The 25,729-nt window shown below is 66.9% G+C and carries 22 protein-coding genes; 13 read left to right on the top strand and 9 right to left on the bottom strand.

Features of this window, described 5'->3' with window-relative positions; translation table 11 throughout:
• Positions 1 to 284 precede the first annotated feature (284 nt).
• From AC07PT_RS30040 to AC07PT_RS30030, 3 genes are all read left to right on the top strand, one after another.
• Complete coding sequence (locus AC07PT_RS30040; protein ID WP_494659137.1) at positions 285 to 635, top strand: DUF1304 domain-containing protein; 351 nt, start codon at positions 285 to 287, stop codon at positions 633 to 635.
• Between the two features lie 291 nt (positions 636 to 926).
• Complete coding sequence (locus tag AC07PT_RS30035) at positions 927 to 1,937, top strand: Bug family tripartite tricarboxylate transporter substrate binding protein (protein WP_492346155.1); 1,011 nt, start codon at positions 927 to 929, stop codon at positions 1,935 to 1,937.
• Between the two features lie 148 nt (positions 1,938 to 2,085).
• Complete coding sequence (locus AC07PT_RS30030) at positions 2,086 to 3,426, top strand: diguanylate cyclase domain-containing protein (protein ID WP_494659136.1); 1,341 nt, start codon at positions 2,086 to 2,088, stop codon at positions 3,424 to 3,426.
• Between the two features lie 28 nt (positions 3,427 to 3,454).
• Here the strand turns inward: AC07PT_RS30030 and AC07PT_RS30025 are convergent, their stop codons facing one another.
• Positions 3,455 to 4,321, bottom strand: coding sequence for a LysR substrate-binding domain-containing protein (locus AC07PT_RS30025; RefSeq protein WP_492345643.1), 867 nt, complete (start codon positions 4,319 to 4,321; stop codon positions 3,455 to 3,457).
• 113 nt (positions 4,322 to 4,434) lie between these two features.
• On the opposite strand from AC07PT_RS30025, the gene AC07PT_RS30020 reads away from it, so the two are divergent.
• From AC07PT_RS30020 to AC07PT_RS30000, 5 genes are all read left to right on the top strand, one after another.
• Complete coding sequence (locus tag AC07PT_RS30020; protein WP_494659135.1) at positions 4,435 to 5,037, top strand: cysteine dioxygenase family protein; 603 nt, start codon at positions 4,435 to 4,437, stop codon at positions 5,035 to 5,037.
• A 116-nt stretch (positions 5,038 to 5,153) separates the two neighbouring features.
• Positions 5,154 to 6,743 carry a rhodanese-like domain-containing protein gene (locus tag AC07PT_RS30015; RefSeq protein ID WP_494659134.1) on the top strand — a complete coding sequence of 530 codons (1,590 nt, stop codon included), beginning with the start codon at positions 5,154 to 5,156 and terminating at the stop codon, positions 6,741 to 6,743.
• A 129-nt stretch (positions 6,744 to 6,872) separates the two neighbouring features.
• Positions 6,873 to 7,862 carry a Bug family tripartite tricarboxylate transporter substrate binding protein gene (locus tag AC07PT_RS30010; protein WP_494659138.1) on the top strand — a complete coding sequence of 330 codons (990 nt, stop codon included), beginning with the start codon at positions 6,873 to 6,875 and terminating at the stop codon, positions 7,860 to 7,862.
• 56 nt (positions 7,863 to 7,918) lie between these two features.
• Complete coding sequence (gene metC, locus AC07PT_RS30005) at positions 7,919 to 9,139, top strand: cystathionine beta-lyase (RefSeq protein ID WP_494659133.1); 1,221 nt, start codon at positions 7,919 to 7,921, stop codon at positions 9,137 to 9,139.
• Between the two features lie 22 nt (positions 9,140 to 9,161).
• Positions 9,162 to 10,220, top strand: coding sequence for a YeiH family protein (locus tag AC07PT_RS30000; RefSeq protein WP_494659132.1), 1,059 nt, complete (start codon positions 9,162 to 9,164; stop codon positions 10,218 to 10,220).
• 93 nt (positions 10,221 to 10,313) lie between these two features.
• Here AC07PT_RS30000 and AC07PT_RS29995 read toward each other — a convergent pair whose 3' ends face one another.
• Positions 10,314 to 12,803 carry a penicillin-binding protein 1A gene (locus AC07PT_RS29995; protein WP_494659131.1) on the bottom strand — a complete coding sequence of 830 codons (2,490 nt, stop codon included), beginning with the start codon at positions 12,801 to 12,803 and terminating at the stop codon, positions 10,314 to 10,316.
• A 155-nt stretch (positions 12,804 to 12,958) separates the two neighbouring features.
• On the opposite strand from AC07PT_RS29995, the gene AC07PT_RS29990 reads away from it, so the two are divergent.
• A complete protein-coding gene (locus AC07PT_RS29990; protein ID WP_494659130.1) occupies positions 12,959 to 14,308 on the top strand; it encodes a chloride channel protein in 1,350 nt (449 codons plus the stop codon).
• A gap of 169 nt (positions 14,309 to 14,477) precedes the next feature.
• On the opposite strand, the gene AC07PT_RS29985 is transcribed toward AC07PT_RS29990, so the two are convergent.
• Both AC07PT_RS29985 and AC07PT_RS29980 read right to left on the bottom strand, forming a co-directional pair.
• Positions 14,478 to 15,341: a nucleotidyl transferase AbiEii/AbiGii toxin family protein gene (locus AC07PT_RS29985; RefSeq protein WP_494659129.1), complete on the bottom strand. Its 864-nt coding sequence runs from the start codon at positions 15,339 to 15,341 to the stop codon at positions 14,478 to 14,480.
• A complete protein-coding gene (locus AC07PT_RS29980) occupies positions 15,338 to 15,943 on the bottom strand; it encodes a type IV toxin-antitoxin system AbiEi family antitoxin domain-containing protein (RefSeq protein ID WP_492345651.1) in 606 nt (201 codons plus the stop codon). The genes AC07PT_RS29985 and AC07PT_RS29980 overlap by 4 nt, the downstream gene beginning before the upstream one ends.
• A gap of 391 nt (positions 15,944 to 16,334) precedes the next feature.
• Between AC07PT_RS29980 and AC07PT_RS29975 the strand changes: the two genes are divergently transcribed.
• From AC07PT_RS29975 to AC07PT_RS29965, 3 genes are all read left to right on the top strand, one after another.
• The gene (locus AC07PT_RS29975) at positions 16,335 to 17,312 is read left to right on the top strand and encodes an MYG1 family protein (RefSeq protein ID WP_492345652.1); all 978 of its coding nucleotides are present in this window, start codon (positions 16,335 to 16,337) and stop codon (positions 17,310 to 17,312) included.
• Positions 17,313 to 17,701: 389 nt separating this feature from the next.
• Complete coding sequence (locus AC07PT_RS29970) at positions 17,702 to 18,340, top strand: FABP family protein (RefSeq protein WP_492345653.1); 639 nt, start codon at positions 17,702 to 17,704, stop codon at positions 18,338 to 18,340.
• A 57-nt stretch (positions 18,341 to 18,397) separates the two neighbouring features.
• Positions 18,398 to 19,192, top strand: coding sequence for a class I SAM-dependent methyltransferase (locus AC07PT_RS29965; RefSeq protein WP_494659128.1), 795 nt, complete (start codon positions 18,398 to 18,400; stop codon positions 19,190 to 19,192).
• 21 nt (positions 19,193 to 19,213) lie between these two features.
• Here AC07PT_RS29965 and AC07PT_RS29960 read toward each other — a convergent pair whose 3' ends face one another.
• Positions 19,214 to 20,173: a LysR family transcriptional regulator gene (locus AC07PT_RS29960; protein ID WP_494659127.1), complete on the bottom strand. Its 960-nt coding sequence runs from the start codon at positions 20,171 to 20,173 to the stop codon at positions 19,214 to 19,216.
• Positions 20,174 to 20,229: 56 nt separating this feature from the next.
• Here AC07PT_RS29960 and AC07PT_RS29955 point away from each other — a divergent pair, with 56 nt between their 5' ends.
• Positions 20,230 to 21,483: an MFS transporter gene (locus tag AC07PT_RS29955; protein WP_492345656.1), complete on the top strand. Its 1,254-nt coding sequence runs from the start codon at positions 20,230 to 20,232 to the stop codon at positions 21,481 to 21,483.
• An 18-nt stretch (positions 21,484 to 21,501) separates the two neighbouring features.
• Here AC07PT_RS29955 and AC07PT_RS29950 read toward each other — a convergent pair whose 3' ends face one another.
• From AC07PT_RS29950 to AC07PT_RS29935, 4 genes are all read right to left on the bottom strand, one after another.
• The gene (locus AC07PT_RS29950) at positions 21,502 to 22,563 is read right to left on the bottom strand and encodes a DnaJ C-terminal domain-containing protein (protein ID WP_494659126.1); all 1,062 of its coding nucleotides are present in this window, start codon (positions 22,561 to 22,563) and stop codon (positions 21,502 to 21,504) included.
• A 186-nt stretch (positions 22,564 to 22,749) separates the two neighbouring features.
• Positions 22,750 to 23,796, bottom strand: a complete 1,047-nt coding sequence (locus AC07PT_RS29945) for a histone deacetylase family protein (RefSeq protein WP_494659125.1) — start codon at positions 23,794 to 23,796, stop codon at positions 22,750 to 22,752.
• Between the two features lie 76 nt (positions 23,797 to 23,872).
• A complete protein-coding gene (locus tag AC07PT_RS29940) occupies positions 23,873 to 24,859 on the bottom strand; it encodes a Bug family tripartite tricarboxylate transporter substrate binding protein (RefSeq protein ID WP_494659124.1) in 987 nt (328 codons plus the stop codon).
• Positions 24,860 to 25,184: 325 nt separating this feature from the next.
• Positions 25,185 to 25,729, bottom strand: a 545-nt coding sequence (locus AC07PT_RS29935; RefSeq protein ID WP_494659123.1) for a porin, incomplete at its 5' end; no start/stop codon positions are given.

Genomic DNA, 25,729 nt, shown 5'->3' with positions numbered 1-25,729 from the left:
CCACGTCGTTCTCTCATCGTCCACACCCCCTAGTTTCTTCTGTTTTAAGGATGCGACAACTATTCTGACGCGGGGGGGATTACCGATGGCGGTCCATTGATCAATTCTTTTCGCTGGACAGGGCCTGGCGGGGCAGAACTTTGCCGTGGTCTGAGGCTGCGCTGCAGGGTGTCATTCAACGTCGTTCGAAATTGGCCGATTGACGATTCACGGGTGGCTTGACCGCGCATTCCGCCTGTCCGCCGCCCCGGCTCGGGGCTTGGGTTTTCAAAAAGGAGCACTGAATGTTGGCAAAAGGTCTGATCGGGCTGGTGTGTCTGATCCACGCCCTGATTTTTCTGGCTGAGATGGTTTTCTACCGAAGCTGGGGGGTCAAGGTTTTCAGAATCAAACCGGAGGACGTGGACGCCAGGGCCGCGGCCATGTCCAACCAGGGTTGCTACAACGGCTTTCTGGTGGTGGCCCTGTTGTTGGGCTTGGTGTACCCCGAACCTGGGGTGGCCAAGGCCTTTGCCACCTACGGGTTACTGTGCGTGGCGGTGGCGGGGGTCTGGGGTGCGGTGACCGTGGCCCGCAAGGTGTTGTTTGTGCAGACCGTTCCAGCAGTTCTGGGACTGGTGTTTTTATTCTGGTGACCTGGCGGGCCGATAGGCCGTTTGCAGAAGGCGCGGTCGACGCCGACGGGCTGGCCTGATCCTGCGCCGGCCCGCGCCAACCCTGCGGGCCCGGTGCTGAGCCCGACCCTGGGTGCAGGCCCCGATCGGCAAGGTTTGCCGGGGCAAGCCCCGGCCCTGGGCGGGCCCTCTCACGCGGTTTCATGCGTCAGACGGGTATCCGGGCAAAAATGCCCACCGCCGCCCATGAACGATGACCACAGCGCGTCATGCCATGGGCCTATCAGACCGACAGGAGACCGATCGATGCCAATGTCTTTTCACCCCTTGCCGCTGCAAACCCCCCAACGCCGCCGCGCCCTTTTGGGCGCCGCCAGTGCGGCGGTGTTGGGCCTCTTGGGCAGTGCTCCGTTGAGGGCACAAGAGGCCTTTCCGGCCCGACCCATCCGATTCATCGTGCCGTATGCCGCGGGGGGCACCACCGATCTGGTGGCGCGCACGGTGGGCGCGCGCATGGCGCAGACCCTGGGGCAGCCGGTGATCATCGACAACCGCGGGGGGGCCGGCGGCAACATCGGCATGGATGCGGTGGCCAAGTCGGCCCCTGATGGCTACACCGTGGGCATGGGCGCCATTTCGACCAATGCGCTCAATCCCCACATCTACAAGAAGATGGCGTTTGACCCGCGCAAGGACTTCACGGCGGTGGGCTTGCTGGGCAACTCGACCATCGTGCTCGAGGTGGGCTCGGCACTGCCGGTGAAGAACGTGGCTGAGTTGCTGGCGCATGCGCGCAAGAACCCGGGCCTGGCGTATGCCACGGCGGGCACCGGCACCTCGATGCACCTGGCCGGCGTGTTGTTTGCCCAGCTCAGCAAGACCGATTGGGTGCACGTGCCCTACAAGGGCAGTGCGCCGCTGGTGACGGACCTGATCGGCGGGCAGGTGCCTGTGGCGTTTGACAATCTGCCCGCCTCATTGCCCCACATCCAGGCCGGCAAGCTGCGGGCGCTGGCCGTGGCGGGGGCGCAGCGCTCGCCGGCCCTGCCCGATGTGCCGACCCTGGCTGAAGCGGGGCTGAGCGATTACGCGGTCGAACCCTGGTTTGGTGTGTATGGCCCAGCGGGCCTGCCGGCTCCGGTGGTTCAGCGGCTGGAGCAGGCCCTGGCGCAGGCGTTGGCAGATCCTGCCGTGAAGGACAAGCTGGTGGCTGCGGGCTTCACGCCGCGCAGCGGCAGCGCGGCCGAACTGCAAGCCCTGACACTGCGTGAGTACGAGCGCCTGGGCAAAGTGGCCCGGCAGGCCCAGATGGGCGCTGATTGAGTGAGGGGCAGGGGTGTTGTTTGAGTGGACACGTTCTTGGCCTGACCGAACTGGCCGCTGGGCGAACATGTTGAAATCAGCTACCCTCTCAAGTAACACTTTTGCGGTTTGACGATTTTCGTCCCCCCGATCAGATCACAGAGCTTTCATGGACCGAATTGCCGACCTGCTGCTGGACGCCATCTGTGTGGTTGATGCCCACGGTATCTTCCAATACATCAGCCCCGCCGGTGAAGATATCTTTGGTTATGCCCCCGGGGAGATGATCGGCCGTCGCATGACCGATTTCATTGCCCCTTTTGATCGGGAGCGCACGCTGCAGGCGGCCCGGCACGTGATGGCAGGCCAGCCGCATCTGCATTTCGAGAACTGTTATGTGCGCAAGGACGGCTCTCTGGTGCACCTGATGTGGTCGGCCCGCTGGTCAGAGGAAGATCAACGGCGCTACGCCGTGGCGCGCAACGTCAGCGCGCTCAAACAGGCCGAGGCCACGCAGGCCGCCCTGTTCGCCATCTCTGAGGCCGCGCATGCGAACGGCGACGTGCGCGAACTGGTCGCCAACATCCATGCCATCGTCGGGGGCTTGATGCCGGCGCCGCACTTCAAGGTGCTGGTGCGGGATCCACAAGACGGGCGTTTCCGGATGGCCTACGACGCCCACGTCGGCCAGCCTGCGCCGTCTGACACCGATCACGAGGCGCCAGCCGATCGTCTCCTCAGTGAGGCTGCGATGGCTGGCGGGGGGCTGTTGCTGCTCACGCCGGATGACCTGCACGACAAACCCGACACTTGGCGCTCGGCCTTCGGGGCGGGCTGGGCGGCCAGGCTGGGCGTGCCCCTGAGCACGCCCGGCGGCACCCTGGGGGCCCTGATCCTGAAGCGTGACGCGGGCCACTGCCCGTGGCACGACAAAGAGCAGGCCCTGCTGCAATACGCTGCCACCCAGATCGCCACCGCCATCGAACGCAAGCAGATGCAGGCGCGTCTGCAGCACATGGCCCAGTTTGATGCGCTGACCGGCCTGCCCAACCGATACCTGTTGCACGACCGCATGGTGGGTGCGCTGGCGCGCGCCGAACGCACGGCGGGACGTCTGTCGGTGCTGTTCCTGGATCTGGACCGCTTCAAGCAGGTCAACGACACGCTGGGCCACAAGGTGGGCGACGGCCTGCTGCAAGAGGTGGCTCGCCGGATGCGGGATTGCGTGCGCGAAACCGACACGGTGGCCCGCATTGGCGGTGATGAGTTCGTGGTGCTGCTCGAATCCATTCAGGAGCCGTCACATGCCCTGCAAGTCGCCGACAAGATCCGGGCCACGCTGCAGCAGGCGCTCCGCATCGGGCGTCATACCCTGCAGATCACGCCCAGCATTGGTGTCGCCCATTACCCTGAGCATGGGGTGAGCACTGATCAACTGATGGCTCAGGCCGATGAGGCCATGTACGCGGCCAAGCGTGCGGGGCGGCAGGCGTCGGTGCCCACGCACTGAGCCTGTGTTGCGGCTTTGGCGCCGGGGTTCACGCAGGGCTGGTGGCCAGTCGCAGGCGGTTCTTGAGGTTCTCGAACACCTGGCGGGTGAGTGGGTTCACAACGTGGCTGCGGATGTACAGGCGATAGATCAGGTCGGGCATGGCGGGCATGCCGTCGGCGGCCCCCAGCACCCTCAGGCCCGCGTCGAGTTGTTCCACCCCCCGCGCCGTGACGCCCAGGCCCGCGTGCAAGGCGGCCCGGATGCCGATCAGGCTCGGTGCCGAGCAGCGCGCGGTCCAGTTCATGCCCGCCGACTCCAACGCCTCGTGGCCCAGGCGCCGGTAGATGCTGGGTCCATCGGCGGTGATCAGTGGTACCGGTTTGCGGGGGTCGTGCACATAGCCCGCACCGCAAAGCCAGACCGTGGGAGAGGAGCGCAGCACCACCCCTTCCAGCGTGCTGTCGACCCGGTTGGACAGCGCCATGTCCAGTTCGCCCCGCTTGAGCGCCTCCATCAGGAAGGGGCTTCGACCCACATGGATCTCAAGCTGCAGCAGCGGTGAATGCCGGGCGATCTCGGCCAGCAACGGTGGCAGCATGGTCTGCGCCGTGTCGTGAGGCGATCCGATGCGCAGCAGGCCCTGCAACTGCCCCTGCTGCAGGGTGCGCAGCGCTTCGTCATTGATGTTCAACAGATGGCGTGCGTAGGTCAGCAGTCGTTTGCCGTGCTCAGTCAGGCCTTTGTTGCGTCCTTGCTTTTCGAACAGGGCTTGGCCGATCTGTTCTTCCAGGCGTTGCATCTGCTGGGTGATGGCGGACTGCGTGCGCCCCAACTGGACGGCAGCGGCTGCAAAGCTGCCGAGGTTGTCGATGGCGGCGAGCGTGCGAAGGAGTTCAAGGTCCAGGGTGTCCATGTATTAATTTTATTGAAGTGTTCTATGGCTGTGCCGGATTGTTCGTGTCGCTGCGTCTCACTAAAGTGAAGCGTGTCACGAACCTTTCACGAACCCTTCAGGATCTCCTCTCCATGAACACGACATCCCCTTCCATCGCCGTGCAACGTCAACAGGCCGTGCAGGCCGGCATCGCGCAGATGAAGCAGGCCTTGCAGGGCCAGGAGCCCACCCGGGCGCGTCTCGATCAGGTGTTGGCAGAGTTGCTCAAGCTGGCGGCCGCCAAGGCTTTCTGGCAAGCCGATACCTATGCCGCACCGGAAGCCGGCGAGCATCAGGCACGCTATCTGATTGCCGAAGATCCAGACCAGAGCTTTGCGCTCTACCTCAATGTGATGCGTCCCGGCAAACGCATCGTGCCTCACAACCACACCACCTGGGCCTGTGTGGCGGCGGTGGAGGGCACGGAGCACAACCGCGTGTACCAGCGCCTGGACGATGGATCGGTGCCCGGCGTGAGCCGCCTGCGCGAGACCGATTGCGTGCTGGTCGCACCCGGCTCGGGCATTGCCCTGATGCCTGAAGACATTCACTCGGTGGAAATCCATGGCGATCAGGTGATCCGCCACCTGCACATGTATGGCCGTGCGCTCGAAACCCTGAACACCCGTACCAGCTATGACCTCGACGCTGGCACCTGCCAGGTGATGGGCATCGGCGTCCAGACCCGCCGCTGACCGGTGCGGCTGCGGCCGCCGCGGTCTGCTTTCTGGTTCTTGTCCCGCAACGTGCGGCGAGCCCGATGGGCTTGCTGCAGGCCTTGTTGCGCCCCAATTTTGTGTATCAGGCTCCCATGACGTCATACCTCTCACCCGCCCAATTGAAATCCTGGCTGCACGATGGCTCTGAACTGGCTGTGCTCGATGTGCGCGAACACGGTCAGTACGGCGAGGCCCATCTTTTTCATGCCGTGCCACTGCCCTTGAGCCGACTGGAGATCGATGCGCCCCGATTGCTGCCCCGCCGCGGGGTGCGAGTGGTGGTGTACGACGCGGGCGATGACAGCCCGTGGCAGGTGGCCGAGCGCGCCGCCACGCGGCTGCAGGCCCTGGGTTACGGGCAGGTCAGTGTGCTGGCGGGAGGCACCCGCGCCTGGGCCGCTGCGGGGCATGTGTTGTTTGCCGGGGTCAACCTGCCCTCGAAGACCTTTGGCGAACTGGCCGAGCAGGTCTACCACACCCCGCGCATCAGTGCCGATCAACTGGCCCAGTGGCTGGCCCAGGGCCAACCCGTCACCGTGCTGGACGGGCGACCGGTGAGCGAATTCCGCAAGATGAACATCCCGGGGGCCCTGTGTTGCCCGAACGGAGAGCTGGCCTACCGTGTGAAGACCCTGGTGCCCGACCCGTTGCGGCCCATCGTGATCAACTGTGCCGGGCGCACGCGCAGCATCATCGGCGCACAGACCCTCATCAACCTGGGCCTTCCCAATCCGGTCTACGCGCTGGAGAACGGCACGCAAGGGTGGTACCTGGCCGATCATGTGCTGGAGCACGGCGGCGGTCGACGCTACCCCGACGATTCGGGCAGTGCAGCCCTGAAGCCTGAGGCCGAGCGCCTGGCGCGTCGTTTTGAGGTGCCCTTTGTGGATGCCCGCACCGTGGGCGATTGGGCGGTCGATCCCCAGCGCAGCCTGTTTCTGTGCGATGTGCGCACGCCCGAAGAATTTGCGGCAGGCAGCCTGCCTCAGGCCCAACACACCCCCGGTGGCCAATTGATGCAGGCGGTCGACCAGTACATCGGCGTGCGGGGCGCGCGCCTGGTGCTGTTCGACAGTGACGGCGTGCGGGCACCGACCGTGGCCAGCTGGCTGCGCCAGATGGGGCACGACGCCTGCGTATTGACCGGTGGTCTGGCCAGCGGCCTGGATCTGCCCGCGGCGGAGCTGCCCAAGCCGCCCCCGCTGCAAAGCATCCAACCCGCCGAACTGGCCGCGCGCCTGCGGGCCGGTGAATTGGCCCTGATCGACCTGAGGCCTGGCATGCAGTATCGCCAGGCCCACATCGCGTCGGCCGTGTGGTCCATCCGGCCGGCGCTGCCAGGGCTTCTGAAGCGCGAAAGCCGCCAGCCTGTGCTGGTGGCAGAGCATCCCAATGTGGCGGCGTGGGCCAGCACGGAGTGGCCCGAGAACCTGCCCATGCCTTTGCTGCTGGCGGGTGGGCTGGACGATTGGCGGTCGGCGGGCTTGCCCGTGGTGGCCAGCCCGGAGTCACCCAGCGATGCGCAATGCATCGACTACCTGTTTTTTGTGCACGACCGGCACGACGGCAACAAAGAGGCCGCCCGTCGCTACCTCGCCTGGGAGACCGGTCTGGTGGCCCAGCTGGACCCCGCTGAACGCGCCGGCTTTCGCTTGCCTGCCGCGTTGCCGCACCGCAGCTGAAGGGCGCAAGCGCCGGTACAAGGCGCTGCCCCAGGCTTTCAGAACGCCATGCCTCATGGCTTGCCTTATCGATTGCCCCCTCGCTCTGACCCACACAGGAGTTGACCCATGTCCCACCCCCTTCGCCCGATGTCGATCCCCTTCTGGCTGGCAGCCGTTGCCGTTCTGGCCGGCTGGCTGCAAGCCCCGGTGCATGCCCAGCCCTTGCCGCCGCGCAATGGCTTTCCGGTCCAGCCGATCCGCTTCATCTCGCCGTTTCCACCTGGCGGCGGCAACGATGGCACCACGCGACTGGTGACGGCGCGCCTGCAGGAGGTGACGGGCCAGGCCGCCGTGGTCGAAAACCGGGGCGGCGCCGGCGGCAACATCGGTGCCAAGGCCGTGCTCGAGTCCAAGGCGGACGGTTACACCCTGTTGTCCGGCCAGGTGTCGCTGATGGCGGTGAACCCCTCGCTGTATGCCTCGGCGGGCTTTGATCCGCAAAAGAACTTCATCCCCGTCACCCAGATCAATGCGGCGCCTCTGGCGCTGGTGGTGGCGGCGGATTCTCCGTACAAGACTTTCGCCGACCTGGCCGGTCGCACCCGCAGCCACCCGGGCACGGTGACCTACGGCTCTCCTGGCAACGGCACGCTGTCGCACTTGGCAGGGGTGATGCTGGCCAAAGACCACGGTGTGGAAATGACCCATGTGCCCTACAAGGGCGCGGGCCCGGCCATCACCGATCTGCTGGGCCGGCAGGTTGATGTGCTGCTCACCTCGACCGCATCGGTGGCAGGCATGGTGCAAAACGGCAAGATGCGCGCCCTGGCGGTGACCAGCCCGCGTCGGGTCGGCGTGTTTGCCAAGGTCCCCACGCTGGAGGAACTGGGCTATCCGAATGCGCGGTTTGAAGACTGGTATGGCTTCTTTGTGCCCGCCGGTACCCCGGCCGAGCGGGTGGCCTACCTTCATGAGGCCTTGGTGCGGGTCCTGCGTTCGCCGGAGGTGAGCCGTCAGATCACCGAGGGCGGCAGCGAGGTGGTGGCCAACACACCGGAGGCCTTTGCAGCGCAAGTGCGGCAAGACATCGAGCGCTGGTCGCGGGTGGTCAAGCTGTCGGGCGCACGGGTTGATTGAGGCCCAGCGCCTCAGCCCCACACCTGCATCCCAACCGCCTGCCCAAACCACCGCACATGACCACGAACCACACCCCATCCCATCCGGCTGGTGTCAGTCTCCAGACCCGCCTGTTGCATGCCGGGCAGCCCCCCGAGCAGGCCGGAGGCCGTCCCGTCAACCCACCCCTGGTGCGGGCCAGTACCGTGCTGTTCGACAGCGTGGCGGCCCAACGCGAGATGCGCGGTCGGCGTGGCAGCGAGCGCCTGTTCACCTATGGTGCCCGTGGCACGCCCACCACCTTCGCGCTGGAAGACGCGGTCAGCGAGCTGGAAGGAGGCTATCGAACGCGCCTGTTCCCCACCGGGCTGGCGGCCGTGGGCATGACGCTGCTGGCCTACCTGAGGCCCGGCGACCATGTGCTGATGTCTGACGCGGTCTACGAGCCGGTGCGTCACCTGGCCGCCAGCTTTCTGGCCCCCTACGGCATCGACTGCAGTTTCTTCCGGGCAGACGGCCAGGATGTGGCCCGCCTGGTCCGGCCCGCGACCCGCATGGTGTATGCCGAATGCCCGGGATCGCTGGTGTATGAGATGTGCGACCTGCCTGAGTTGGCGGCCCTGGCCCATGCCCAGGGGGCCTGGCTGGTGGCGGACAACACCTGGGGCTCGGGGTGCCAGTATCGGCCGTTGGCCCTGGGGGCGGACATCTCCATCATGGCGGCCACCAAGTACCTGTCGGGTCATTCGGATGTGATGATGGGCACGGTCTGCACCACCCGGGCGGCCTGGCAAACCCTGGCCGATCGCAGCGATGCCTTCGGCATGACCGTGAGCCCCGACGACGCCTGGCTGGTGCTGCGTGGCATGCGCACGCTGTCGGCCCGCCTGCAGATGCACGAGCGCCATGCCCTGCACCTGGCGCACTGGCTGCAGGGCCGGCCCGAGGTGGCCACCGTGTTCTGCCCGGCGTTGCCCTCACACCCCGGGCACGCGCTGTGGCGGCGGGACTGCAAGGGCACCAACGGGCTGCTGTCCTTTGAGATGCAGCCCTCAATGGCGCCGCAGGCGGCTGAGCAACTGATCGATCACCTCGCCCTGTTCGGCATCGGGGCCTCGTGGGGTGGCTATGAAAGCCTGGCCACGCTGGCCGACATGAACAAGGCCCGGAGCCTGGAGGACTGGCGGGGACGGGGTGCCGTGGTGCGCCTGCACGTGGGCCTGGAGGACCCGGTCGACCTGCAGAACGATCTGGCGCAGGCGTTTGCCTCCTTGGCGCCTTTCGGCGCTGCCTTTTGAGCGGCCCTTGGATCGGCTTGCCATGAGGACCTTCTCGGATTGGCCGGCATTGCATGCCGGTGTGGGGCGCTTGCGCGTGCTGTGGCCTGGTGCCGCGATGGCCGCCTTGGTCATGGTGTCGGCCACCTTCATGGCCGAGCATTACGGGGGGCCCTTGCTGCTTTACGCGCTCTTGCTGGGCTTGGCGCTGAACTTTCTTCACGAGGATGCGCGCTGCCGTCCCGGCATCGATTTCTGCACCCGCACGGTGTTGCGCGCTGGCGTGGCCCTGCTGGGAGCGCGCATCACCCTGGGGCAGGTCAGCAGCCTGGGTGCGGGGCCGTTCTGCGTGGCCGTGGCCGGCGTGGTCAGCACGATCTGCCTGGGGGCGTGGCTGGCTGGGCGCATGCAACTGACACGCGACATGGGGCTGCTGTCGGGGGCGGCCGTCTCGATCTGCGGTGCCTCAGCGGCCTTGGCCGTGTCGGCGGTGATGCCCAGGTCCGAGGAGAACGAGCGCTGCGTGCTGCTGACGGTGGTGGGGGTGACCGGTTTTTCCACCCTGGCCATGGTCTTCTACCCGCCGCTGGCCTTGCTGCTGCAACTGCCCGATGTGGCGGCAGGCATTTTGCTGGGCGGCACCATCCACGATGTCGCGCAGGTGGTCGGGGCGGGTTCGATGATCTCGCCGCACGCGGCGGATGTGGCCATCATCGTCAAATTGTTGCGTGTGCTGTTGCTGGTGCCGGTGGTGGCCTTGCTGGCCCTGTACTGGCGTGGACGGCACAGGGCCCGGGTATCACCCGCAGCGCCCGCGGATGCGGTCGGCCGGGTCCCTCTGGTGCCCTTGTTCCTGCTGGCATTCATGGGGCTGGTGTTGCTGAACAGCGTCGGTGGCGTGCCGGTCACGGCGGGGCGGCTGTTGGGTGACCTGTCGCGTGTCTGTCTGGTGGTGGCCATGGCGGCCCTGGGCATGAAAACCTCACTGGCCAGGCTGGTGGCGCTGGGTTGGCGGCCCGTGCTTTTGATGCTGGCCGAAACCCTGTGGCTGCTGGCCTTGTTTGTGGGCTACCTGTGGCTGGACCGGGCGGGCCACTCTTGAGTCCAGCGGGTTCCCGGCGGGGAAGCACGCGAGCGGCGCACGGTGCGCTCACTCATCGTGCCCCCATCTCGCGTCCATGGCTTACCGCCGGCTTCAACGCTGTTCGTAAGGCAAGGGTTGCGGCGATGAAGCCTGAGGCGGGCTGGGCTGGGGCAGCACCTGGGGCGCCGGGCTTTCTTCGCGCGGTTCGGTGATGATGTCGTCGATCTTTTTCTGCAACGGGTCGGGTGCTGTCTCAGGTACAGGCGGCGGTGGGGCGGGCGGATTGGCCGGCATCGGCGGGGCCGGCGGGCGGGCAGGGGCCTTGGCGGGCTGTGACCAAAGGCCATGCGGCAGGTGTTGCAGCAGTCGCTGCGCCAGGCCTTGCCACAGGTCGTGAAGTTGTTGCCTGAGGCTTTCGCGGGCGCGTTGCAGCAGTCGTTGCAGCCAGTTGCTGTCGTCCGGGGGCTCGAAGCGGGTCTTGCCGTCGATCAAGCGGGCGCGCAAGGTCTTGGACACCACGTCGCCCACGATGGGCAGGGCACTGTGTGCACCCTGGCCCCAGTAGTCGCTGCGCAGGGTGATGCGGCTGTCGTTGAAGCCCACCCAGGCGCCGGCCACCAACTGGGGCTGCATCAGGATGAACCAGCCGTCGGTGTTGTCCTGGGTCGTGCCGGTCTTGCCGGCCACGTCGGCCCGGATGCCCCAGCGGTTGCGGATGTCGGTGCCGGTGCCGCGGTCCACCACGCCGCGCAGGGTGTCGATCAGGGTGTAGGCCACGCGCTCGGGCAAGGCTGCCTCGGCGCGGGCCGGGGCCAGGTCTTCGATCACGTGGCCCTGGCGATCTTCGATTCGGGTGACCAGCGTGGGCTCCAGATAGCGCCCTTGGTGGACGATGCTGGCATAGGCGTTGACCATCTCCTTCAAGCTGACCAGGCTGGTGCCCAGGGCGATCGAGGGCACCTCCTCGAGCTTGCTCTGGCGCACGCCCAGGGCCCGCGCCAGCCGGGCCACCTTGTCGGGGCCCACCTTTTGCACCAGTTGGGCGGTGATGGTGTTCTTGGAATAGGCCAGCCCATCGCGCAGGCTCATGGGGCGCCCGCTGGGCGGACTTTCGTCACTGGGGCGCCAGACCTCATTGCGGCCCACCGCGATCTCGATGCTCTGGTCGACCAGCGTGTCGTCAGGGCTCATGCCCTGGCGGAAGGCCTCGCCATACACAAAAGGCTTGAAGGTGGAGCCGGGCTGGCGGCGTGCCTGCTGCACGTGGTCGTAGGCGTCCTGCTCGAAGTCGCGGCTGCCGACCCAGGCCCGCACCTGGGCGTTGCGTGGGTCCAGGGCCAGAAATCCGGCTTGCAGCAAGGTCTTCTGTTGCAGCAGGCTGCGCATGAAGGGCGTGTCGGCCTGCAGCTTCTTCAGGGCCTGGGCATCGTTCAGGCCGCCGGCCAAGGCGCTGCGGTAGGCCGGGGTGTCGCGCATGAAGCCCTGCACCAACGGGTTCTTGGCGTTCCAGGTGCTGGCGCCGGCCCAGGCGGCATTGGCCACCCGTTGCAGCTGGGCGGTCTGGCGCTGCACCGCCTGGTTGGCCAGGGCCTGCAGACGCGAGTCGAGCGTGGTGCGTACCACCAGGCCATCGGTGTAGATGTTGTAGTCGTTGCGGTCGGCCCAGGCCACCAGCCATTTGCGCACTTGCTGGGCAAAGTGGGCGGCCGGTCCCGGGGGCTCGGTCTGGCGCTCGAAGTCGATGCGCAGGGGGCGGCTCTTGAGGGCCTCGAAGGCCGTGGCCGAGAGCTTGTCGCGCTTGACCATCTGGGACAGCACGATGTTGCGCCGTTGCTGCGCGCGCTCCGGGTTGAGCACCGGGTTGTAATAGCTGTTGCCCTTGAGCATGCCCACCAGGGTGGCGCTTTGCAGCACATCCAGGGCATCGGCCGAGCTGTCGAAGTAGGTGCGGGCCGCCATCTCGATGCCGAAGGCGTTGTACAGAAACGGCACGGTGTTGAGGTAGGTCTCCAGGATCTCGGGCTTGCTGTAGACGATCTCGATCTTGACCGCGGTGATGGCCTCCTTGAGCTTGCGCGTCAGCGTGGGGGCCCGGCCCACTTCGTCGGGGTACAGATTGCGCGCCAGTTGCTGCGTCAGGGTCGAGCCGCCCTGCCGGCTGCCGCCGAAGGTGCTGAGCGCCGCCGAGCCCAGGCGGCGCCAGTCCAGCCCATGGTGCTGGTAGAAGCGGTGGTCTTCGGTGGCAATCAGGGCGTCCACCACATGGGGTGAGATGCGCTTGAGAGGCACCCACTCGCGGTTGGCGCGCTTGAACTCGGTGATCAGCTTGCCGTCGGCCGACAGGATCTGCGCCGGCTGCTCCTGGTTGGCCTTGCGGATGTCCTGGATGCTGGGCGTGAACGGGATCAGCAGCACGGTGTAGAGCACCAGCCCCAGGGGCACCGCAGCCACGGCCCAGGCCACACGGCGTCGGTTCAGTCGGGCCGTCACGGCCGCGCCCAGGGCCTTGGCCAGCGCCGGGCTGCGCCGCAGCGCGGCTCCCAGGCGGGGGAGAACACGGTTGGGCGGGGAGGGGGTGGGCTCTGGGGTCTCGGGTGTCATGGCGGGCGCGGATCAGCGCGCAGTGCTGGCGCGGCGAAGGGGGGAGTGTAGGGCCTGTCGGCACAGGGCCCCCACGCATTTGGATTTGTACAAATACAATCGAGCCCACGCTGGCACAGACCCCGCGCCGGGCCATTCCATCTCACGCTCACACCATGAAACAGCATCCCCAGGTCATGCAGGCCATTCGCAGAGAGCTTTCCGACTGGCGCCTGTGGTCGGTGCGGGCGGTCGTCATGGGCTTCGCCGTGTTGTCGGGCCTCACGGTGGTGCTTTTCACCTGGCTGACCGAACAGGCTTTGCTGGCCTTTCACGCCCTGCAAGGCCTGGCCTGGTGGGCCCCTCTGTTGTGGACGCCGCTGGGCACGGCCGCCGTGGTGTGGCTGACGCGGCGTTTTGCTGCGGGCGCTGCGGGCTCGGGCATTCCGCAGGTCATGGCCGCCCTGACACCGGGCCTGCCGGCACCGGCCAGCGCCTGGTTTGTGTCGCTGCGGCTGACCCTGGCCAAGATGCTGCTCACCGCCACTGGCCTGCTGTGCGGCCTGTCTTTGGGGCGCGAAGGCCCCTCGGTGCAGATCGCGGCTGGCGTGATGCACTCGGCGCGGCGCTTTTTGAAGCCGGGTGGGCCGGTGTCGGAGCAGGGCCTGTTGATCGCGGGGGGGGCCGCCGGCATTGCCGCGGCCTTCAACACGCCGCTGGGCGGCATCATGTTTGCCATCGAAGAGTTGTCCCGCAAGCCCGAGCAGCGCAGCAACGGCCTGATCATGGCGGCCATCGTGCTGTCGGGGCTGATGGCGGTGTCGGTGTACGGCAACGCCACGTATTTCGGGGTGATCCGGCCCGGGGTGGTCGACCTCGGCCTGTTGGTGCCGGCATTGGCCGTGGCCGTGGTGTCCGGTCTGGCTGGCGGCTTGTTCTCGCGCCTGATGGTGGCCTCGCTCAGCATGGCCTCGGGCGATGTGTTCACGCGCTGGCGCCGGGCCTTCCCGGTGCGCTTTGCCGCCGGCTGCGGCCTGGCGGTGGCCGTGATGGGGCTGGCCAGCGATGGGGCCACCTTCGGCAGTGGCTACCAGCACACCCGCAGCCTGCTGGAGGGGCCGCAGCAGGCCAATCCGCTGTATGTGCTGCTGAAGTTCGCGGCCACCTGGATCACCAGCTGGTCAGGCGTGCCCGGGGGCATTTTTGCGCCTTCTCTGGCGATCGGCGCCGGCATCGGCAATGACCTGGCCCAGTGGCTCAACCCGGCGCAGGCCAGCACCCTGATCGCCCTGGGCATGGCGGGCTTTCTGGCCGCGGCCACCCAGGCGCCGCTCACCGCCTTCATCATCGTGATGGAAATGGTCGATGGTCACGGCCTGGTGCTGAGCCTGATGGCCAGTGCCCTGGTGGCCAGCGGCGTGTCGCGCCTGATCAGCCTGCCGCTGTATGCCTCGCTGGCGCACCTGCAGTGGTTGCGTCTGCCGGAGGGGCTGAGGGGGCGGAGCGAGACCGGGCCGTCGTCGTGAATCCAAGACCCGGTGCAGTCGATACCGGTGGATTGGCCCAGGATGATGGCTTGTTCGATTTGCTCGTTGGGGGGGTGTCCGTGACAAGGGGGCAGAGAAAGCGCCGTCGCCCCGATCAGTTTGCCCTTGAGCTAGCAGCCAGGTGGGTGGCTAACCCATGAGATGGTCTTCAACGAGCGACGGCGTTCAACGCTGGGGCCAATGCCACGCCCAAACGACCCACGATGGCGGGCAAGGGTTCTGGCGGAAGCTCGTTCTTCCTGAGAAAAGCCAGCCACAGCGCCTGGCGCGAAGCGTCGTGTGCAAACTCGTCTGTCAGGCCGACGGGGAGTGCTTCAGGCGCTGCCATGCCCCGTCTTTGAAATGTGGCGTTGATGGCATGGGCCAGCAGATCGGTGTCTAGAGTTTCTCGTTCAAACAGCACCGACAGATCGAAATAGTCCTTCAAGCGGCTGTTGGTCATGCCAAGCAAAGCGATGGCGTGGAGCTTTTCTGCGATGACGGTGTACGCAGGGTAAGCCCGCAGCCGCGGCGCGGGCATGTCCTCCGGCAGCACCGGATACACCGAATCAACAGGCGCTGGGGTGACCGCGTCGCCGAAGCCGACGTCGATCTGGGTTTTGCAACGTGCCCTGGCCAGATCGGCCGCAATGACGACACGGACGCCGCCGTAGCCCGCTTCCTTTCGGATCTCCTCCACCACGACGGAGGCCGGGTTGAACACGATACCGTCGCCGACCGGGACGGCTGCGATGTCCCGGAATACTTGGGCCACGGACTCCAGATCGCTGGCACCGAATCCCAAGAGGTCTGCATCGCGTGTGGCCCGGTGTGGCATGTCGTACCAAAGCGTGAATAGCAGCGCACCTTTGAGAAGAAAGCGATCTGCGTGCGGCGACTGGGTCAGCCGATAGAGGATGCGCTCCAATGCAAAGCGCACCAGCACCTGATTGAAGTCGACACCTTGCGCCTTGGCGACATTAAGCAGGCGCGCTCGGATGGATGACGCGACATTGTGGGCGGCCGCACTCATCCGACGCTTTCCAGGTAGGGGCGCATTACGTTGGCTACGCGGCAAATCTTGGCGAAGCGCCAGAGGTCGTTGACGGATGCCTTGCTGCGCGAGCGGGCATCTTTCAGCGCCTCCAACGCCACATCGAGCCCGATCTTGTGACGGTACTTGAAACAGTCGGCCACGGTCTTGGCCACGCCGTACACCCGTAGCTTGACGCCGTCGCGGTCGACTTCCTCAACCCCTGCTGAGTAGGCATCGCCTGTGAATTGCACCATCTTGACGGGCGGATAGTCGGCACGAGGCGGGTGGCTGCCCCTTGGCATGGCGATCCAGATCTGACGAGGCAACTGCGTTGTCAGTTCATGAAACTGCAGCGCAGTGAGCAGGCAGAACACCGCTTGGGGTGCCTTGGTGGCGACGGTGCCCAGGCTCTCGAATTCGGAAACCTGTGTATCCGGCAGACGGTACAGGCCGCGCCCCACCTTCTCCAGCAGGCCCGCAGCGGTCAGGCGTGTCAGTACAACCCGAGGCGCATTGATGGCGTTCAAATCGCTGGTGCGCAGTAGCCCCTTCTGGCTGGCCAGATCGAGGACGCGCTGATGGTGGGTACTGGATGGCATGGGTGGAGTATGTTCCGTTATTTCGTCGAAAACAAATTTTGGAAGATAAAACGGAACATTCAAACCACGTTCTTCCGCTATTGTCGATCCGGCGCGAGTTTGTCATGGGCCTCGAAGACGCCCAGCGGGGCGGCGCTCAACGTGCCTGGATTGCAGCTCGATGGATGGATGACGGGCACTTGCCCGGCGTGATCGGGCAGCTGTGACACCGCCCCATGAACGAATCGTTCTATCGCGCACTCGCTGTTGCGGACGCATCTCTTTCACCGCTGCGCGGCAATCAGATCGTCACGGGCCGGTCTGGGATCGTCACCTTGCTAGGGTTCAATCCCCCAGTCTGGGGGCTGCCCTTGCTGAACGCTCAGGCGCCCGCACTCACTAAAATCCCCCCATGACCGACCACAAGACCATCGCCACCCACAGTGGCACCTTCCACGCCGACGACGTTTTTGGCGTGGGCGTGCTCATGGGGGTGCATCCCTCGCACACCCTGATCCGAACCCGCAAGAACGAACTGATCGAGGCCGCCGATTTCGCGGTCGATGTCGGCGGGCAGTGGGACGCGGCGCGTGGGCGTTTCGACCACCACCAGCGCGGCTTTGACGGCGCTCGCCCGGCCCGATGGGTGGACGGCGCAAGCCAGCCCGGCGTGGGCTATGCCAGTGCCGGCCTCGTGTGGGCCGCCCATGGCACCGACTATGTGCGCGCGCTGGCGCAGGCCCAGGGCCATGCGCTGGACGACGCGGCGGTGGCCGAGGTGGTGCGTTCGCTCGATGCCTCGCTGGTGCAGTACCTCGACATCGTGGACACCGGCCAGGGCGATGTGGCCCCGGGCATCTTCGGCCTGTCGGCCCTGGTCTCGCAGCTCAACACCCATTGGATGGACGAGCAGGGCCTGACGCAGGACACCAAGGCCGCTCTGCAGGAGACCCGCTTCCGTGAGGCGATCGCCATCACCCGCCGCTTTCTGGACCACGCCATCGTGCGCAAGATCTCGCAGCTGCGCGCCAAGGAAACCGTGCGCAATGCCCCGCGCCTGCTCGACGGGCGCGTGCTGCACCTGCGTGAGGGCGGCATGCCCTGGACCCACGTGGTGCTTGAAGAAATGCCTGAGGTGCTGCTGGTGATCTACCCCGATTCGGATGGCGACCAATACCAGATCAAGACCGTGCCGATCGAGCCCGGTTCGTTCACCGCCAAGATGGACCTGCCCGAAGCCTGGGCCGGCCTGCGCGAGCAGGAGATGGCGGCCGTCACCGGGGTGGCCGACAGCGTGTTCTGCCACATGAACCTGTTCATTGCCGGCGCCCGCAGCCAGGCCGGTGCCGTGCGCCTGGCTGAACTGGCCCTGCAATCCGCCGGTCGCTGAAGCCTCGGGCAAGGCCGGCAGTTTTCCCTGCAAACCCTGAACAACACTGTGGATAAGCCGTGCCCAGGGGGCTGAAAGCCAGGGTAAGTACTTGATTCACAAGGGCTTGTGTTGCGCTGCTCAATGATTGGGCAGTTGCTGGCGCTGGGCTTGGTGGTGGGCTGTCGGGCTCAGTTATCTGAAATGATCTTGGTTCGGATCAATCATCTGGAGCGAGATGACAATGGATAAATCGGGGCTCTTGGCACCTTGTTACGCGAGAGCCAAGTCAGAGCGTGTGTCCGTTCTATGATCCAGAGGTGTCGGTTCACCGCTGCCGTCCCGGGCTCGCTGGAGTCGGGCGCCTGCTGGGGGCCGACATCGCCCCCAACCCAAGCATCTGCATTGCCATGTCGCACACCTTCGCCCAGGACATCTACACCGAGCCCGCCAACCTTGACTTCAACACTCTGGCCAACCTGGGCCCGCTGGCCCCCATGGCCGGCGTGTGGGAGGGCAACCGTGGGCTGGACGTCAAACCCAAGGCCGACGGCCCGCGCAAGCAGGCCTATGTCGAGCGCATCGAGCTGCAACCCATCGACCCGCAGACCAACGGCCCGCAGCTGCTGTATGGCCTGCGCTACCACGTGCACGTGGTCAAGCCCGGCCAGACCAAGACCTACCATGACCAGGTCGGCTACTGGCTGTGGGAGCCGGCCACCGGCACGGTGATCCAGACCCTGGCCATTCCGCGCGGCCAGATCGCCATGGCGGTGGGCCAGGCCGCCCCCGATGCCACCCGCTTCGAGCTGGTCTCCACCCTGGGCGACACGCATGCCAACATCAGCTCCAACCCGTTTCTGGATCACGCCTTCAAGACGGTGGAGTACCGCATCGAGGTCACCATCCACCCCGACGGCAGTTGGGGCTACAGCGAAGACACGGTGATGATGATCCGGGGCCAGACCGAGCCCTTCCACCACACCGATCGCAACCACCTGTTCAAGGTGGCCGAACCCACCCCCAACCCGATGGCTCGCCCGGCCTGAGGGCGCCCAGAGCAGGCCCAGCCCTCGGCTCGCTCGATCCTGGCAAGGAGTCCATCCATGACCCAGCCCATTTCTGCTTCTGAGACCCTGCCGGTGCACCAGGCCGCCCAACAAGGGTTCTCGCAAGCCGCCCAGGCCTACGCCCAGGGCCGCCCCGACTACCCGGCCGAGTTGCTGCCCTGGCTGCAGCAGGCCCTGGGCCTGGGCCCGGCCAGCCGGGTGCTGGACCTGGGGGCTGGTACCGGCAAGTTCACCCGCTTGCTGGCCCGCACGGGCGCTCAGGTGGTCGCGGTTGAACCGGTGGCTGAAATGCGGGCCCAGTTGACGGCTGCGCTACCTGGCGTGAGCGCCCTGGGGGGCACGGCCGAGGCATTGCCCTTGCCCGACGCCTCGGTCGACGCCGTGGTTTGTGCGCAGGCCTTCCACTGGTTTGCCACCGAGGCCGCGCTGCAAGAGATCCACCGCGTGCTGCGCCCCGGCGGCTGCCTGGGCCTGGTCTGGAACGTGCGCGACGAATCGGTCGATTGGGTGGCCAGGCTGACCGAGCTGATCACACCGCATGAAGGCGATGCGCCGCGCTTCTACAAGGGCGATTGGCGCAAGCCTTTCACAGGGCGCTGGTTCACGCCCTTGGCGCTGAGCCGTTTCAGTTACCAGCATGTGGGCCCGCCGGCCCAGGTGATCGTGGACCGATTCATGTCGGTCAGCTTCATCGCAGCATTGCCGCCCGACAAGCAGGACGTGGTGCGCCAACAATTGCAAAACCTCGTCGCCCACCACCCGGCCCTGAGCGGCCAGGCCACGGTGGCCTTTCCATACCAGACCGAGGCATACCTGTGCCAACGGCTCTGAATCCACGGTGGGCCGGGGCGCTCAGGCGGGGCGACTGGCGGCCAGTTCGGCCTTGATCCAGCGGCAGAATGCCCTGGCCGGATCCGGTTGGGCACAACGCGGGTGGATGAACGCCAGGTAACTGCCCTCGCCGCGCACACGCTCCAGTGGCAACTCATTCAGCAGGCCTTGTTGAAGATGGCTGGCCACCAAAAACGACGGCGCCACCAGCACCCCAGCGCCACTCAGGGCCGCCGCGATGGCCAGAAAGTAATGATCGAATCCGGCCTGGATGTGCAGCCCGCCAGCACCCAGCCCCTGGCGCTGAGACCACAGGGCCAGCACATCAGGCCGCGATCGGGCCACCAGCAAGGGCCAGCTTGATACCGGTTTGTGATGCCAGCGGCGCAGTTGCTCGGGCGTGGCCACGGCCACCAGCTCCTCGTGGGCCAGGTGCCACTGCTCGGCATGCCCCAGGTTCAGATCGCGTGTCACCAGCACATCAAAGGCATCGTCGGGTTGGGGCATGGCCAGCGAGGTGGTCAGCTCGACGCTGATGTGGTGGGCCTCCTGAAAGCGGGCCAGTGCCGGGATCAGCACTGCCATGGCCAGCGAAGGCAAGGAGGTGCGCACCTGCAACACCGAAGGTCCGGCGGTGCGGCTGCGCAATTGCTGACTGGTCAGCTCGATGGTGGCCATCGCATCCTGGACCGTGTCGAAGTACAGGCGCCCAGCTTCGGTCAGGCTCAGGCCCGTGCCGCTGCGCTGGAACAGCACTTGGCCCAGCCAGGACTCCAGGGTGGCCACATGGCGACTGACGCCACTTTGCGTCAGCCCCAGGTGTTGAGCCGTGCGCTTGAAGCTGCCCCAGCGCGCCGCCTCGACAAACACCCGCACGGCGTTCAAAGGCACCTGCTGTGGCCGCCCAGGCCGGGGCCGATCTGGTGTTGGCTGCGCTGGGGCGGTGTGATCGGGGAGGGTGGGGGTATCTGATTGACTCATGATGGGTATGCATTTTCCTCAATCCGGGTCACGGCTTGAGCCGGACTCGCGGCATCATGCCCGCCATGATTTCGATCACAACACCTGCCCCCGCACCCGAGGCTTCCGCGGTCGTCCCCTCGGCCGCCCGGCGCAACCTGTGGGCCGCCAGCGCGGCCCACGCCGTGCACGACGGCATGACCGACCTGATCTATGTGCTGCTGCCCCTCTGGCAGAGCCAGTTTGGCCTGTCGTTGGCCTTCACCGGAGCCCTGCGTGGCCTGTATGCCGCCTGCATGGCTGGTTTCCAGGTGCCGGCCACGCGTCTGGCCAGGCGTTGGGGACGGCCCGCCTTGCTGGTGGGGGGGACCTTGCTGGTGGCGCTGGCCTACCTGGTCGCTGGCTTCAGTGGTGCCTTGCCGGTGGTGTGCGCTGCGCTCTTGCTTGGAGGCCTGGGTGCCAGCACCCAGCACCCTTTGGCTTCGGCCCTGGTGGCCGATGCGTATGCCGGCGACCGTTTGCAGGCCCGGCGGGCGCTGGCCACGTACAACTTTGCCGGCGACATGGGCAAGACGGCTGTGCCGGCCTTGGTGGGCGGTCTGACGATGTGGCTCAGTTGGCAACACAGCCTGATCGCGGTGGGCCTGCTGGGACTGGCGGCTGCCGCCGGACTGGCCTGGCTGTTGCGGGCCGAACCTGCGCAGGTGCAGCCCGCCGTGGCGGCCCCGGCCGAGCCCGCCGTGCAAAGGCTTGGCGACGCAGTCGCCCCACCCCCCTGGGGCCTGATGGCCCTGGCCGCCACGGGGGTGGTGGACAGCGGCACGCGCATGGGCTTTCTGACCTTCTTGCCCTTTGTATTGACCACCAAGGGCGCGGGCACCGCCGGCATCGGTCTGGCGCTGGGCCTGTTGTTTGTGGGCGGTGCCCTGGGCAAGCTGTGGTGTGCGGTGCTGGAACGCCGTCTGGGCATGATGCGCACGGTGTGGTTCACCGAAGGGGCCACGGCCTTGTGCATTTTGGGGACCTTGCTGCTGCCCTGGTGGGGGGCACTGGCACTGATGCCCCTGTTGGGCCTGATGCTCAACGGCACCTCATCGGTGCTGTACGGCTGCGTGCCCGATCTGGTGACACCCGCGCGGCGTGACCGGGCCTTCGCCCTGTATTACACCGCCACCATCGGGGCCGGTGCCATCGCCCCCAGTGCGTTCGGCGGGTTGGGGGACTGGCTGGGCGTGGTGTCGGCCATGCAGTGCGTGGCGGGCTTCGTGCTGCTCACGCTCCCCTTGATCTGGTGGGTTCGGCGGGCGCTGGCCGTGCAGGGCAGGGCCTGAGGCTTCCCAGACGGTTGCTCAGTCCTTGGCGCCCTGCGCCTTGGGTTGCCAGCCTGCCAGTTGCCGGCGCCACCGGCCCAGCGCGCTGTCGGGCTGGGCTTCGGCCGCGCGGACCGAGGCGGCCATCAGCTGATCGAGCAGGGCTTGTTGCTCGGCATTGGGCGCCTCCGGAAAACTGGGCACCACCTTGACGATGTAGTCGCCACGCGGGCCGTTGGGCCGCTCGGGAAAGCCCTGACCGCGCAAGCGGTACACCAGGGCATCGCGGTTCAGTCGCATGTGCTGCAGGCCCTCGGGGGCGGGCACCTCCACCCATTGATTGGCCGCCCAGGCGTAGCCGCACACAGGGATCTCGCATCGCAGTTGCCCGTCTTCCAGCACAAAGAAGGGGTGAGGCTCGATGTCGAGGTGCAGTTCCAGGGCCAGCTCCATGCCATCGTGCAGGGTGCCGGGCACGCTGAGTTCGTCGCCGGCGCGCACACCGGGCGGGATGCGCACATGCCGCCGGTAGTTGACCGAACGCTGGCCCGTGCCCTCACAAAGGGTGCAGTGTTGATGCTCGCGGCCGTCGCCAGCGCAGTCGGGGCAGGTTTCCTGGGTCCACAGCCAGCCAAACAGGGCGGCCTTGGCGCGTGTGCCTTTGCCCTGGCAGCCCGGGCAGGCGCTGGGCAGCACCCGGTGGCCCTGCCCCTGGCAGGCTGCGCAGGCATGGGTAAAGCGGCCCCGCAGGGTGCGCACGCAGCCCAGCGTGGCTTCCTCGATGGACAGGCTGACCTGGCGCACCGTCACTTCCCGGGGTGGGGGGGGCTTGGTCTTGTGGCTGGATTTGTCGGCCGCTGGCGGGCGCGCTGGCTGCGCCGGGGGCGGTGGCGGCGTGGGGGCCGGCTCGGGGGGGGCATCGCGCAAGGCACGCAGGTGGTGGTAGGCCTTGTTGATGCGCTGGGTGCGGCTGGCCGCGTCGCGGCTGGGGTTGCGGTCGGGGTGCCAGCGCGACACCAGGCGGCGCCAGGCGGCTTTCAACTGGTCATCACTGGCGGTAGGGGGCAGGCCCAGTTCGCGGTAGGCCTCGTGCTTGTCCATGGGGGTCTGTTTCTTGGCGTGGCGGGCCGGCCACCGGGGCAGGTGCCCGCGGGCCATCGGGGCCAGGGGCGCATGGTAGCAGGCCGCCGGGCTGCCCTCGGCGCAGACTGTGAAAGAACGTCAGCCCAGCGCCGCCACCCTCTGGGGGCGGCGTGTGCAGTCACGAACCATTGGATACACCTGGCCTCAGCCCGCAAAGCCCTGCAGCACGTTGACCACGTTGATGCCCACCTCGGCCACGGCGTAGCCGCCTTCCATCACGAACACCGTGGGCAGCCCGGCTTGGGCGATGGCGGCCCCAACCTGCAGATAGTCGGCGCTGGCCAGCTTGAACTGCGAAATCGGGTCACCTTCAAAGGTGTCCACCCCCAGTGACACCACCAGGGCCTCGGCGCCGAAGGCCGCGATGGCGTCCAGCCCTTGTTGCAGGGCCGCCCGCCAGGTGGCGAAGTCGCTGCCGGTGGGCAGCGGCAGGTTCAGGTTGCAGCCCTGGCCGTTGCCGTCGCCGGTTTCGTCGGCATACCCCAGGTAGAAGGGGTATTCGGTGCGCGGGTCGCCGTGCACCGATACCGTCAGCACATCGCCACGCTCGTAAAAAATGGTCTGGGTGCCGTTGCCGTGGTGGTAGTCAATGTCGAGCACCGCCACGCGCTGGGCACCGGCATCGCGCAGGGTCTGGGCTGCCACGGCGGCGTTGTTGATGAAGCAGTAGCCGCCAAAAAAGTCTGGTCCGGCATGGTGGCCAGGTGGGCGGGTGAGGGCCATGGCCGCCCGCGACTCTGGTGCAGGCCCGCTCACCGCCTGCGCGGCTTCGATGGCGCAGCGTGCACCGGCCAGGGCCGCTGTCCAGGTGCCGGCGGTGATGGGGCTGCCTGAGTCAAACGAAAAGCGCCCCAGGCGCGCCGTGAAGTTGCTGCTGGGGGCCTCGTGCCTGAAGCCGCGCACCGGCCAGATCGAGGGCAGGATGTCGAGTTCGGCATTGGCCGGGTTCAGGGCCACCCAGTCGTCCCAGGCGCGGGCCAGAAAATCCAGGTAAGGCGCGCTGTGCACGCGGTGCAGAGGGGCCAGATCCGCCTCGCCGGGCTGGCGTAACACGCCCACGGGGCGGCGCTGCAGCTCGCTCATCACATAGTCAAGCCGGCTGGGGTTTTCGTGGCAGGGCACGAGGCGGCCGCGGAACATTTCCTGGCGGCCATCGTGCAAGTGGTGCTGGGGGTTGTGAAAAATGATCATGCGGGCGCCGACAAGCTCAAAAGGGAAGGTCGGAGTTTAGCCACCGGGGCAGCTGCGGCGCGCGGCCGCCCCGGTTTCAATCGGCGTGGATGCCGGCGCTTTTCACGATCTGCGCATAGCGCGTGTACTCGGTACTGACCTGCTGGGCAAAAGCCTGGCGCGACAGGCTGGCCACTTCGATGCCCTGGGCCGCCAGTTCCTTGCGTGCGGCCGGGCTGCGCAGAATGCGATTGACCTCGCCGGCCAGCGGCTCCAGCACGGCCTGGGGCGTGCCGGCCGGCGCAAACAAGCCGAACCAGGTGCCGGCCCGAAAGCCCGCATACGTTTCGGCCACGGTGGGGATCTCGGGCAGCAGCGCATTGCGCTGTTCGCCCGAGGTGGCCAGGGCCACCACGCGGCCGCTGCGGATGTGGGGCAGGGCCGGCCCGATGGCGATGAACATCAGGTCCACCTGGCCTGCAATCACGTCTTGCAGGCCGAGCGGCCCGCCGCGGTAGGGAATGTGGGTGGCGTAGATGCCGGCGTGCTGCTTGAGCATCTCCATCGCAAACTGCAGCGCGCTGCCGTTGCCTGCCGAGGCATAGTTGAGCCGGCCCGGCTGGGCCTTGGCGGCGCGCACAAAATCACCCACGCTTCGCAGCCCGGACTTGGGGTGGGCCACAAGCACAAAGTCGATCTGCCCCAGCGGCGCCACGGGCAGCAGATCACGCCTTGCGTCGTAAGGCAGGTTTTTTTGCAGGTTGGGCAAGATGGTGATCGGTCCGTCACCGCCCACCAACAGGTTGTAGCCGTCGGGCGCCGCCTTGGCCAGGGCATCGGCGGCCAACACGCCGGCGGCGCCGGTGCGGTTGTCCACCACCACGCTCTGGCCCCAGCTTTCGCTCAGGCGGTTGCCCACGTAGCGCGCCAGCACATCCGGGGCACTGCCCGGGGTGTTGTGCACGGTCAGGTGTACCGGTCGGCTCGGATAGCCCTGGGCGGCGGCCCCTTCGGCCAAGCCAGCGCCCGCCAGCAACAGCAGAGTCAGTCGAACGGCGGCCAGAAAAGCGGGTTTGAACGGCATGGAGGCGGGGATCAGCGGCAATGGAGGAGCGGGGGCCCGATTCTGTGCGCCGCATCCCAAGACGCCAACCATTCATTTTTCATATGCTTAGATGCCGCCGCATGGGGAAGCCTCCTGGGGTGTTGTGGCAGGCCGGTTCCGGGTGGGCGAATGAAAAAAGGGCACCGGAGGCCCGGTGCCCTGAAAGTCTTGAAGAAAGCAAAGTCTCGTGCCCACAGGGCCCCGGTCGATCCGGTGAACAAGGGGGCCGGGCAGCCCTGGCAGAGGCGGGGCCCGACCTGTCCTGATTCACGCTGGCTTCGACAGGGGCGCCCGGGGCCAGGGGTCAGAACGCCAGGCGCAGGCCGATGTCAAAGCCGGTGGAGTTGCCATTGACGTTGTTGGCGCCGGTGACGGGGCCGAGGGCGCCGGAGCCGTAGGAGTTGGCGGCCATGGAGGCGCCGCCGGAGTTGCTGACGCGGGCCAGGGTGGCGTAGGCGGCGGTGCGCTTGGAGAGGTTGTAGACGCCGCCGATGGCGAACTTCTGGGCCTTGGCCGAGCCGAGCTTGACCTGGCCAAGGGAGGCCAGCACGTTGAAGGCCCCCACGGGGGCGTTCACGCCCAGGCTCCAGCCCTTGGTGCTGAGGTCGTTGCCGGTGGTGGCGACGTTGGAGAGCTTTTGCTGAGCCACGATGCCCATGACCTTGGCAGGGCCAAAGTCGTAGGCGCCGTAGACGCTGGTGTCGGCCATGTCACCGGCCAGGGGGGCCGCTGCGCCTGAGGTGCCGGGGCCGGCCAGGCCGTTGCTGCCCAGGGACTGGGTGAGGCCGGCAAAGGTGGTGCGGGTGTAGGCGGCGGCGACATCGAGCGGGCCTTGGCGGTAGCCCAGGC

It is taken from the genome of Curvibacter sp. GW821-FHT09D12 (assembly GCF_059416245.1).
Note: the sequence above shows the minus strand (reverse complement) of the source record. Positions and strands in the feature narration are given on the sequence as shown.